This window comes from Klebsiella quasipneumoniae subsp. quasipneumoniae (genome assembly GCF_020525925.1).
GTDB lineage: Bacteria > Pseudomonadota > Gammaproteobacteria > Enterobacterales > Enterobacteriaceae > Klebsiella > Klebsiella quasipneumoniae.
Genome location: NZ_CP084876.1, coordinates 4,491,041 through 4,501,785, shown reverse-complemented (window position 1 = coordinate 4,501,785; position 10,745 = coordinate 4,491,041). Strand labels below are relative to the sequence as shown.

Here is a 10,745-nt window from a genome sequence, read left to right as displayed (position 1 = left end):
CTTTTAACCCCCTGTCGGGTCAGGCTAACTATAGTTAGCACCATAACGATACCTATTGATGAAAAGACAGGAGGATACAATGCGGAACAATATTCTGGTGGCATCCGCGCTGGCAGCGACGGCAATCATGTTCGTGGCCGGTTGCTCATCGAATCAGTCGATCAAAACCACCGACGGCAAGACCATTGTCACCAGCGGTAAACCGCAGGTGGATGATGATACCGGTCTGGTCTCCTACAAAAATGCCGAAACCGGACGCGTGGAGCAGATTAACCGCGATCAGGTGAAATCCATGGATGAGCTGGATAATTAAGGCCTGACGTTTGCCATTCAGGCGCGCGTTACGTACACCACCGCGACATAAATCACAGTTATCATTGTAAGCGGTTCGCTTAACTGTCTACACTCTTGCTGATTACGACAAGAGCTAACGCAGGCCAATCAATGATTCTGATAATTTATGCGCATCCTTATCCGCAGCATTCGCATGCGAATAAGCGAATGCTTGAACAAGCAGGGACGCTTGAAGGCGTAGAGATACGCTCCCTCTATCAACTCTATCCCGACTTTAATATCGATGTCGCCGCCGAGCAGGCGGCGCTCGCCCGTGCCGATCTGGTTATCTGGCAGCACCCGATGCAGTGGTATAGCGTGCCGCCGCTGCTGAAGCTGTGGATGGACAAAGTGCTGTCGCACGGCTGGGCCTATGGCCATAACGGTATTGCGCTGCGCGGTAAATCGCTGATGTGGGCGGTGACCACCGGCGGCGGTGAAAGCCACTTTGATATCGGTTCGTTTCCCGGTTTCCCGGTGCTGGCGCAGCCGCTGCAGGCCACGGCGCTCTACTGCGGGATGAAATGGCTGCCGCCGTTCGCCATGCACTGCACCTTTATCTGCGATGACGAAACGCTGCAGGCGCAGGCCCGCCATTATCGTCAACGCTTAATCGACTGGCAGGAGGCACATCAGAATGGATAGCCATACGCTGATACAGGCGCTGATTTACCTGGGCGCCGCGGCGCTGATTGTGCCCATCGCCGTCCGCCTTGGGCTTGGGTCGGTGCTGGGCTATCTCATCGCCGGCTGTATTATCGGGCCGTGGGGGCTGCGGCTGGTGACCGACGCCGAGGCGATTCTGCACTTTGCCGAGATTGGCGTGGTGCTGATGCTGTTCGTCATTGGTCTGGAGCTGGATCCGCAGCGTCTGTGGAAGCTGCGCGCTTCGGTGTTTGGCGGCGGCGCGCTGCAGATGGTGGCCTGTGGGGTATTGATCGGCCTCTTTTGCATGCTGCTGGGCCTGCGCTGGCAGGTGGCCGAGCTGATCGGTATGACCCTGGCGCTCTCCTCAACCGCTATCGCCATGCAGGCGATGAATGAGCGCAATTTGACGATGTCGCAGATGGGGCGCAGCGCCTTCGCGGTGCTGCTGTTCCAGGATATCGCGGCGATCCCGCTGGTGGCGATGATCCCGCTGCTGGCGGCCAGCGGCGGCGCCACTTCGCTGATGGCTTTTGCCCTCTCCGCGCTGAAGGTGGCCGCGGCGCTGGCGCTGGTGGTGGTTCTGGGGCGCTATCTGACCCGTCCGCTGCTGCGCTTTGTCGCCCGTTCCGGTCTGCGCGAAGTGTTCAGCGCCGTGGCCCTGTTCCTGGTCTTCGGCTTTGGGCTGTTGCTGGAGGAGGTGGGGCTGTCGATGGCGATGGGGGCGTTTCTCGCCGGGGTGCTGCTGGCCAGCTCCGAGTATCGCCATGCGCTGGAGAGCGATATTGAGCCGTTTAAGGGCCTGCTGCTGGGGCTGTTCTTTATCGGCGTCGGGATGTCGATTGATTTCGGCACCCTGGTTACCCACCCGCTGCGTATTGTGATTTTGCTGGTGGGTTTCCTGGCGATAAAAATGCTGATGCTGTGGCTTATCGCCAGACCGCTTGGCGTGCCTCGCGCCCAGCGCCGCTGGTTTGCGGTGCTGCTGGGGCAGGGGAGTGAGTTCGCGTTTGTGGTCTTTGGCGCCGCGCGGATGGCGGAGGTGCTGGACGGCGAATGGGCAAAGGCGCTGACCCTGGCGGTGGCGCTGTCGATGGCGGCAACCCCCATTCTGCTGGTGCTGCTGACCCGTCTGGAGAAATCCTCCAGCGGCCAGGCGCGGGATGCGGACGAGATTGATGAAGAGCAGCCGCGGGTGATTGTCGCCGGCTTTGGCCGCTTCGGACAGATCGCCGGGCGACTGCTGCTCTCCAGCGGGGTGAAGATGGTGATCCTCGATCACGACCCGGACCATGTCGATACCCTGCGCAAATTTGATATGAAGGTCTTCTACGGCGATGCCACCCGGGTCGATCTGCTGGAGTCGGCTGGCGCCGAAAAGGCGGAGGTGTTGATCAATGCCATTGACGATCCGCACGTCAGCCTGGAGCTGGTGGCGAGGGTAAAAGAGCATTTTCCGCATCTGCAGATTATCTCCCGCGCCCGCGATGTCGATCACTATATCCAACTGCGTCAGGCTGGCGTCGAAGCCCCGGAGCGTGAAACCTTCGAGGCGGCGCTGAAATCCGGCCGGATGACGCTGGAGGCGCTGGGGCTCGGCGCGTATGAAGCGCGCGAGCGGGCCGATCTGTTCCGTCGCTTCAACCTGCAGATGGTCGAAGAGATGGTGGCGATGGCGGAAAACGACGCGGCGTCGCGGGTGGCGGTCTTCAAGCGGACCAGCGATATGCTGACCGGCATCATCAACGAAGATCGTCATCATCTGTCGCTGGTGCAGCGTCACGGCTGGCAGGGGACGGAAGAGGGCAGGCACACCGGCGATATCGCCGATGAGCCGGAAAATAAGCCCTCCGCCTGACGTTAATCAGTAACATTTTGTTTTCGTTTGGATCCTGTTCTGGCGGCCCACGGCACGAACGTGGGCTTGCCAGCAAATCAGAAAATTTTCTTATTCTTTACCCTCCGGCCAGTCGACGAAGTTGTACGCTTTCCGTATAGTGGCGACAATTTTTTGTACTCAGGAATGAATGAATGATCAGTCTGATTGCGGCGTTAGCGGTAGATCGCGTCATTGGTATGGAAAACGCCATGCCATGGAACCTGCCTGCCGATCTCGCCTGGTTCAAACGCAACACATTAAATAAGCCAGTAGTGATGGGGCGTCTGACCTGGGAATCCATTGGGCGCCCGTTGCCGGGGCGTAAAAATATCGTGATCAGCAGCAAGCCAGGCAGCGACGATCGCGTGCAGTGGGTCTCCTCCGTTGACGAAGCGATTGCCGCCTGCGGCGATGTGGAAGAGATCATGGTGATCGGCGGCGGTCGGGTTTATGAGCAGTTCCTGCCGAAGGCGCAGAAGCTCTATCTGACCCATATCGATGCGGAAGTGGAAGGCGATACTCATTTCCCGGATTACGATCCGGACCAGTGGGAATCGGTGTTCAGCGAGTTTCATGACGCCGACGCGCAGAACTCCCACAGCTACTGCTTTGAGATCCTCGAACGCCGTTAAGCGGGAAGGATAGCAATGAAAAAACCCCGGTCGCGTCTGGCGTGACCGGGGTTTTCTTTGGCGTGAATTCAGCGCGGATGCCGCTGCCACTATTTTTTCTACGCCAGGTTTCCCGTCGCGGGGTGCGTTTTTCCGGAGCGCTGCCCGGGGTGACAAATGGCACGTACGTAGGTCGGGTAAGGCGTTAGCCGCCACCCGACACAAACGAGGCTCCGCGCCCGCAGTTCTTGTCCGGCGGCGCTGCGCTTGCGCGGGCCTGGGGGGCCGGCGCCTGTTTCTTCAGGACGCGACGGCTTCGCCTTCGTCGAGGCTTTTCTGCCGGTTCGACGGCTGGGTAAAGTACTGCTTATCCTCCCAGCACAGGCAGGTGAGTTCCCCCCCCCAGCAGCAGCCGGTATCCAGCGCGTAAATGCCCTCCGGCGTACCGCGTCCCTCCAGCGACGCCCAGTGGCCAAAGGCAATGCTGTAGGCACTGCTGACCGGTCCCGGAATGGCAAACCACGGCTTCAGCGGCGCCGGGGCGTCCTCGGGCGCTTCTTTCGAGTACATATCCAGCTGGCCGTTCGGGAAGCAGTAGCGCATGCGGGTGAAGGCGTTAGAGATAAAGCGCAGGCGCGCCAGGCCGCTCAGCTCGTTGCTCCAGTGATTCGGCATGTCGCCGTACATGGCATCGAGGAAGAAAGGGTAGGAGTCGCTGGAGAGCACCGCTTCTACATCGCGCGCGCACTGCTGGGCAGTCTCCAGATCCCACTGCGGGGTGATGCCGGCGTGGGCCATCACCAGCTTTTTCTCTTCGTCCACCTGGAGCAGCGGCTGACGACGCAGCCAGTTGAGCAGCTCATCGGCATCCGGCGCTTCCAGCAGTGATTTCAGACGATCCTTCGGCTTGTTGCGGCTGATGCCGGCGAAGACCGCCAGCAGGTGTAAATCATGATTGCCCAGCACCAGTCGCACGCTGTCGCCCAGAGATTTGACATAGCGCAGAACCTCCAGCGACCCCGGGCCACGGGCCACCAGATCGCCGGTCAGCCACAGTGTATCGATCGCCGGGTCGAATTCAACCTGCGCTAATAATGCGATCAGTTCATCGTAGCAACCATGAACGTCGCCAATAAGGTATGTTGACATTGTTTTAATGAATGAGCGTTGGAACTGCGAGACGGAAAACAGGGATCTCGATACGGAACGGCGCGCCGTCGATATCGATCATCTCATAATGACCCTGCATGGTTCCCAGCGGCGTTTCAATGACCGCGCCGCTGGTATATTGATATTCACCGCCGGCGGGAATATGCGGTTGCTCGCCGACCACCCCTTCACCCTGAACTTCAGTCTCACGACCGTGGCCGTTAGTGATGAGCCAGTAGCGGCCAAGCAGCTGAACCTGACTCCGCCCCAGATTGCGAATGGTGACGGTATAAGCGAAGACGTAGCGCTCTTCTTCCGGAGAAGACTGCGATTCGATATAGACGCTTTGCACCTGAACGCAAACACGAGGCGAATTGATCATGGTTAGCTCTCCTTCGATGGCAGATTGTCAGACAGCCAGTTGGCCATCTGGCAGTACTGCGCCACGGAAATATTTTCTGCACGCATGGCCGGGTCGATGCCCAGCTCGGTCAGCACGTCCACGCTGAACAGATTGCCGAGACTGTTGCGGATGGTCTTGCGGCGCTGGTTGAACGCTTCGGTGGTGATGCGGCTCAGCACCCGGATCTCTTTGACCGGATATGGCATCGTGCTGTGCGGCACCAGGCGGACCACCGCGGAATCGACCTTAGGCGGCGGGGTAAACGCGCTCGGCGGCACTTCGAGTACCGGGATCACCTGGCAATAATATTGCGCCATCACGCTTAACCGACCATACGCCTTACTGTTCGGTCCGGCAACCAGACGATTCACTACTTCCTTCTGCAGCATAAAGTGCATATCGGCAATGGCATCAGTATAGCTGAACAGATGGAACATCAGCGGGGTCGAAATATTGTACGGCAGGTTGCCGAAGACGCGCAGCGGCTGACCCATTTTCTCCGCCAGTTCGCCGAAGTTCATGGTCATCGCATCCTGCTGATAGATGGTCAGCTTCGGCCCGAGGAACGGATGCGTATGCAGGCGGGCCGCCAGATCGCGGTCCAGCTCGATAACGGTCAGCTGGTCAAGGCGTTCACCGACCGGCTCGGTCAGCGCGGCGAGACCGGGGCCTATTTCAACCATCGCCTGGCCTTTCTGCGGATTAATCGCCGAGACGATGCTGTCGATCACAAACTGATCGTTGAGGAAGTTCTGCCCGAAGCGTTTACGGGCTAAATGGCCCTGATGGACTCGATTATTCATTGGGTATTAACAATCATTTTGATGGCGAGATTAAGCGCCGTGATAAAACTGCCGACGTCCGCTGTTCCCTGGCCCGCTAATTCCAGCGCGGTGCCGTGGTCGACGGAGGTACGAATAAAAGGTAAACCGAGCGTAATGTTCACGCCGCGGCCAAAGCCCTGGTATTTTAGCACGGGCAGGCCCTGATCGTGGTACATCGCGAGTACCGCATCGGCATGGTCAAGGTATTTGGGCTGAAAAAGGGTGTCAGCCGGCAGCGGACCGCTGAGGTGCATCCCCTTCGCGCGCATCTCTTCCAGCACCGGAATGATGGTGTCTATCTCTTCCGTTCCCATATGACCGCCTTCGCCAGCGTGCGGGTTAAGCCCGCAAACCAGCACATGCGGCTGGGCAATGCCAAATTTCGTGCGCAGGTCGTGATCGAGAATCGTGATGATCTCGCGCAGCAGGTCTGGCGTTATCGCCTCGCTGATGGCTTTCAACGGCAGATGGGTCGTCACCAGCGCCACCCGCAGCTCCTCGGTCGCCAGCATCATCACCACTTTGCTGGCCTGCGCGCGCTCTTCGAAGAACTCGGTATGACCGGTGAAGGCGATGCCGGCGTCGTTGATGTTGCCTTTGTGCACCGGGCCGGTCACTAACGCCGCAAATTCGCCGCTCAGGCAGCCGTCGCAGGCGCGCGCCAGCGTCTCGACTACGTAGGCGCCGTTTTGTACGTTCAGCACGCCGGGCTCGGCCGGGACGCTCAGCGGTACGTTAAGCAGCGTCAGCGTACCGGCACGCTGCGGAACGGGCGGTTGCGCAGCATCATATGGCAGGAGAGATAAAGGAAGACCGAGCCTCTGGGCTCGGTCAGTTAACAGGGCGCCGTCGGCGCAGATCACCAGCTCAACTGGCCAGTCGCGCTGGGCAAGCTGCACGACCAGGTCAGGGCCAATCCCGGCGGGTTCGCCGGGAGTGATAACAACTTTACGGGTTTCAGGCATCGATATTAGTTGCTCAGAATTTTAACATACGCACTGGCGCGCTGTTCCTGCATCCAGGTTGCCGCTTCTTCAGAGAATTTGCGGTTCATCAGCATACGGTAAGCACGATCTTTCTGCGCGGCGTCGGTTCTGTCGACCTGACGGCTATCCAGCAGTTCGATCAGATGCCAGCCGAAGGAGGAGTGCACCGGTCCGCTGGTCTGCCCTTTGTTCAGACGCATCAGCGCATCGCGGAACGCCGGGTCGAAGATATCCGGCGTGGCCCAGCCTAAATCACCGCCCTGGTTCGCCGAGCCTGGATCTTCAGAATACGCTTTCGCCGCTTTAGCGAAGGTGGTTTTCCCGCTCTTAATGTCGGCGGCAATCTGCTCCAGCTTAGCCTGAGCCTGCGCATCGTTCATGATTGGCGATGGCTTCAGCAGAATATGACGGGCATGCACTTCGGTGACGGAGATGTTCTGGGTCCCACCGCGCAGGTCATTCACTTTCAGAATGTGGAAGCCGACGCCGGAACGGATCGGACCGACGATATCCCCTTTTTTCGCGGTGCTTAACGCCTGGGCGAAAATGCCCGGCAGCTCCTGGATACGACCCCAACCCATCTGGCCGCCCTTCAGCGCCTGTTGGTCGGCGGAATAGGTGATCGCCAGTTTACCGAAGTTGGCGCCGTTGCGCGCTTGCTCAACGATGGCATTCGCTTGCTCCTGAGCTGCGGCGACTTCATCAGAGGTCGGGTTCTCCGGCAGCGGGAGCAGGATGTGGCTCAGGTTAAGCTCGGTGCTGGCGTCGTTCTGGTCGCCGATCTGTTTGGCCAGCGCTTCCACTTCCTGCGGCAGCACGGTGATGCGACGACGCACTTCATTGTTACGCACTTCCGAAATCAGCATCTCTTTACGGATCTGGTTACGGTAGGTGTTGTAGTTGATGCCTTCATAGGCCAGACGGCTGCGCATCTGATCCATGGTCATATTGTTTTGTTTGGCGATGTTGGCGATGGCCTGATCGAGCTGGTCGTCAGAGACCTTCACGCCCATCTTCTGCCCCATCTGTAACACGATCTGGTCCATGATCAGTCTTTCGAGGATCTGATGGCGCAGGGTCGCGTCATCCGGTAGCTGTTGGCCAGCCTGACCAGCATTGAGCTTAACCGATTGCATCAAACCATCGACGTCGCTTTCCAGTACGACGCCATTATTGACGACGGCCGCTACTTTATCGACCACCTGGGGGGCAGCGAAACTGGTATTCGCGATCATGGCGATACCGAGAAGCAGCGTTTTCCAGTTCTTCATACTTTTTCCATTTCGATTAACCGCAAATGCGGATGATGTTGTAAACCAGCCGCATCACAGGGAGCTCTGGTACGGTAAAATGTTCGAACGCAGCATCTGCTGGGTGCCGAGGCCGTAATTAGAGCTCAGACCGCGCAATTCGATATTGATTCCGAAGGTGTTGTCGTATTTGCTCTCGCCGCCATTGTTGTTGCTATCCCAACCGTTGACTTTACGTTCGTAGCCAAGACGGATGGCGTAGCAGCAGGAGTTATACTGGACACCCAACATCTGGTTTGCTGCTTTCCGGGTATTGGTATCGTAGTAGTAGGCCCCGACCACGGACCAGCGATCGACGATCGGCCAGCTGGCGGTCATCCCCACCTGCGAAATACCCTCTTTATATTGCGCCGCAGTGGAATATGACGGCAGCGTGGCCTGAATATATTCCGGGCTGGCGTAACGATAGTTAAGCTGGACTAAGCGGTTTTCATCGCGACGGTATTCAATGGTGCCGTTGCCGGTTGCGACGTTATCCAGACGCGTATCGTACTGGATCCCGCCGCGCAGACCCCAGTTATCGGCAATGCGCCAGTAGGTGTCGCCTGCCCATACCAGTGAACCCGTGGTGTCGTTGTTCTCCCAGTTGATGTTGTCATCACCGGTGCGTGACTCGGTGAAATAGTAGATTTGACCAACGGAAATGTTAAAACGTTCCACCGCGGCGGCGTCATACACGCGCGAGGTGATACCGGTAGTGACCTGATTGGCCGACGCGATGCGGTCCAGACCGCTATAGGTACGGTCGCGGAACAGGCCGGTGTAGTCCGACTGCAACAGCGTGGAGTCGTAGCTGCCGATTTCACTCTGATCGCGGTACGGCACGTACAGATACTGCATGCGCGGTTCCAGCGTTTGGGTGAATCCCTCCTGCAGGTCGCGCTCAAAGACCATTTTGCCGTCGATTTTAAACTGCGGCATCACGCGGCTAACGGACTCTTTGTAGTCCGTACCGTTGGCGGCGTTGTACTTATCAAGATTGCTCTGCTGGTAGTGGGTCGCCAGCAGCTTGGCTTCGGTATTCAGACTCCCCCAGCCGTTGGACAGCGGCAGGTTGATCGTCGGTTCGAAGTGAACGCGGGTCGCTTCCGGCATGTTGTTGTTCGAGTTAACAAAATGGGCGACCTGGCCGTACAGATGGGTATCGAACGGACCGACATCGTTCTGGTAGTAATTGATGTCGAGCTGCGGCTCAGCCGAGTAGGAGTTGCTCGACTCCCGATCGAAGACCTGGAACTGCTTGGTTGAGACCGTGGCGTCAAAGTTCTGATTGACATACCCGGCGCTGAATTTCTGCGTCGCATAGCCGTCGGTACTGGAACCATACTTCGAGCTGAAATCGTTGAAGTAGTCAGGATCGCTGACCTTGGTGTAGTCAGCGTTCAGACGCCACACCTGATCGATAACCCCGGAGTGGTTCCAGTAGAACAGCCAGCGGCGGCTGTTGCTGTCGCTGGAGTGGTCGTCTTCGTAGACTTTATCCGACGGCAGGTAGTCAAACTCCGTTAAGCCGCTGCCGAGCTGGGTCAGATAGCGGAATTCGTTTTCCCACATCACGCCGCCGCGCTTGTTCATATAGTGCGGGGTGATAGTGGCATCGAAGTTTGGCGCGATGTTCCAGTAGTACGGCAGGGAGAATTCCACGCCGTTTTTGGTGCTGTATTTCGCGTTCGGGATCAGGAAGCCTGAACGACGCTTATCGCCCACCGGCAGCTGCAGGTAGGGGCTATAGAAAATCGGCACGGAGCCAAGCTTGAAGCGGGCGTTCCAGATCTCGGCAACTTGCTCTTCGCGATCGTGGATAACTTCGCTGCCCACGACGCTCCAGGTGTCGGAGCCCGGCAGACAGGAGGTAAAGCTGCCGTTTTCCAGAATGGTATAGCGGTTTTCGCCGCGCTGTTTCATCAGGTCAGCGGTGCCGCGTCCCTGGCGTCCGACCATTTGATAATCGCCCTGCCAGACGTTGGTATCTTTGGTATTCAGATTCGACCAGGCTTTTGGCCCTTTGAGGATCACCTGGTTATCGTCGTAGTGCACGTTGCCCAGCGCGTCCACCGTGCGCACCGGCTGCGCCTGGCCCGCGGCCTGCTGCTGATGCAGCTGAACTTCGTCGGCGCGGAGGCGGCTATTCCCCTGGTTAATATCGACGTTGCCGGTAAAGACGGCGTTGTCCGGGTAGTTGCCCTTCGCATGATCGGCGTTAATCGTCACCGGCAGATCGCCAGGCCGACCTTCCACGAGCGGACGATCATAGCTTGGCACGCCAAGCATACATTGCGTTGCGAGATCGGCAGCGAGGCCTTGTTGGCTATACAAGGCGCTGGCAATCATCGTAGCCAGGAGGCTGGGAATACGTTTTTTCATACGTTGTATTTATTGTTCCATCATCTTGTGGCAGCGGCTTGCAAACGGTCAGAGCCTAACTTACTCAACTTTATCACGCTAGTGTTAATCCTGCCCGTTTCGAGCCCGAGCGTTAGGCACCCTGTTGAATGACGAGTATGATAAAGCAAATTATAGGCTATGTCCCACAATTGACCGAGGCGCGAGTGCCGGGTAACGTGCGGTCATATTCGTGCTTAACGGCGACAAACAGTTGGGGAGT

General features: G+C 58.0%; 10 protein-coding genes. 4 read left to right on the top strand and 6 right to left on the bottom strand.

Annotated elements, in window-relative coordinates; translation table 11 throughout:
• The first annotated feature begins 79 nt into the window (after nucleotides 1–79).
• The 4 genes from LGM20_RS21640 to folA all read left to right on the top strand — a co-directional run bounded on the left by LGM20_RS21640 (nucleotide 80) and on the right by folA (nucleotide 3,489).
• A complete protein-coding gene (locus LGM20_RS21640; RefSeq protein ID WP_002888059.1) occupies nucleotides 80–313 on the top strand; it encodes a YgdI/YgdR family lipoprotein in 234 nt (77 codons plus the stop codon).
• A gap of 131 nt (nucleotides 314–444) precedes the next feature.
• Nucleotides 445–978, top strand: a complete 534-nt coding sequence (gene kefF / locus LGM20_RS21635; protein WP_004204269.1) for a glutathione-regulated potassium-efflux system oxidoreductase KefF — start codon at nucleotides 445–447, stop codon at nucleotides 976–978.
• Nucleotides 971–2,836, top strand: a complete 1,866-nt coding sequence (kefC, locus tag LGM20_RS21630; protein ID WP_023291948.1) for a glutathione-regulated potassium-efflux system protein KefC — start codon at nucleotides 971–973, stop codon at nucleotides 2,834–2,836. Before kefF ends, kefC begins: the two co-directional genes overlap by 8 nt.
• Nucleotides 2,837–3,009: 173 nt before the next feature.
• Nucleotides 3,010–3,489, top strand: coding sequence for a type 3 dihydrofolate reductase (folA, locus tag LGM20_RS21625; protein ID WP_004204271.1), 480 nt, complete (start codon nucleotides 3,010–3,012; stop codon nucleotides 3,487–3,489).
• A 279-nt stretch (nucleotides 3,490–3,768) separates the two neighbouring features.
• Here folA and apaH read toward each other — a convergent pair whose 3' ends face one another.
• From apaH to lptD, 6 genes are read right to left on the bottom strand one after another with little or no spacing between them, the layout of a single operon-like run.
• The gene (apaH, locus tag LGM20_RS21620) at nucleotides 3,769–4,617 is read right to left on the bottom strand and encodes a bis(5'-nucleosyl)-tetraphosphatase (symmetrical) ApaH (RefSeq protein ID WP_044520985.1); all 849 of its coding nucleotides are present in this window, start codon (nucleotides 4,615–4,617) and stop codon (nucleotides 3,769–3,771) included.
• 4 nt (nucleotides 4,618–4,621) lie between these two features.
• The gene (apaG, locus tag LGM20_RS21615; RefSeq protein WP_004204274.1) at nucleotides 4,622–4,999 is read right to left on the bottom strand and encodes a Co2+/Mg2+ efflux protein ApaG; all 378 of its coding nucleotides are present in this window, start codon (nucleotides 4,997–4,999) and stop codon (nucleotides 4,622–4,624) included.
• A gap of 2 nt (nucleotides 5,000–5,001) precedes the next feature.
• Entirely contained in the window at nucleotides 5,002–5,823 is an 822-nt protein-coding gene (gene rsmA / locus LGM20_RS21610; RefSeq protein ID WP_044520987.1) for a 16S rRNA (adenine(1518)-N(6)/adenine(1519)-N(6))-dimethyltransferase RsmA, read from the bottom strand.
• The gene (gene pdxA / locus LGM20_RS21605) at nucleotides 5,820–6,809 is read right to left on the bottom strand and encodes a 4-hydroxythreonine-4-phosphate dehydrogenase PdxA (protein ID WP_023291951.1); all 990 of its coding nucleotides are present in this window, start codon (nucleotides 6,807–6,809) and stop codon (nucleotides 5,820–5,822) included. Before pdxA ends, rsmA begins: the two co-directional genes overlap by 4 nt.
• A 5-nt stretch (nucleotides 6,810–6,814) precedes the next feature.
• Nucleotides 6,815–8,101, bottom strand: coding sequence for a peptidylprolyl isomerase SurA (surA, locus tag LGM20_RS21600; RefSeq protein WP_023291952.1), 1,287 nt, complete (start codon nucleotides 8,099–8,101; stop codon nucleotides 6,815–6,817).
• A gap of 54 nt (nucleotides 8,102–8,155) precedes the next feature.
• A complete protein-coding gene (gene lptD, locus LGM20_RS21595; RefSeq protein ID WP_032429098.1) occupies nucleotides 8,156–10,504 on the bottom strand; it encodes an LPS assembly protein LptD in 2,349 nt (782 codons plus the stop codon).
• Between the last annotated feature and the right edge of the window lie 241 nt (nucleotides 10,505–10,745).

Excerpts from the sequence above, each read along its gene's own strand:
- pdxA (WP_023291951.1), bottom strand. The coding sequence starts at position 6,809 with ATGCCTGAAACCCGTAAAGTTGTTATCACTCCCGGCGAACCCGCCGGG.
- rsmA (WP_044520987.1), bottom strand. The coding sequence starts at position 5,823 with ATGAATAATCGAGTCCATCAGGGCCATTTAGCCCGTAAACGCTTCGGG.
- LGM20_RS21640 (WP_002888059.1), top strand. The coding sequence starts at position 80 with ATGCGGAACAATATTCTGGTGGCATCCGCGCTGGCAGCGACGGCAATC.
- kefF (WP_004204269.1), top strand. The coding sequence starts at position 445 with ATGATTCTGATAATTTATGCGCATCCTTATCCGCAGCATTCGCATGCG.
- surA (WP_023291952.1), bottom strand. The coding sequence starts at position 8,101 with ATGAAGAACTGGAAAACGCTGCTTCTCGGTATCGCCATGATCGCGAAT.
- kefC (WP_023291948.1), top strand. The coding sequence starts at position 971 with ATGGATAGCCATACGCTGATACAGGCGCTGATTTACCTGGGCGCCGCG.
- lptD (WP_032429098.1), bottom strand. The coding sequence starts at position 10,504 with ATGAAAAAACGTATTCCCAGCCTCCTGGCTACGATGATTGCCAGCGCC.
- apaG (WP_004204274.1), bottom strand. The coding sequence starts at position 4,999 with ATGATCAATTCGCCTCGTGTTTGCGTTCAGGTGCAAAGCGTCTATATC.
- apaH (WP_044520985.1), bottom strand. The coding sequence starts at position 4,617 with ATGTCAACATACCTTATTGGCGACGTTCATGGTTGCTACGATGAACTG.
- folA (WP_004204271.1), top strand. The coding sequence starts at position 3,010 with ATGATCAGTCTGATTGCGGCGTTAGCGGTAGATCGCGTCATTGGTATG.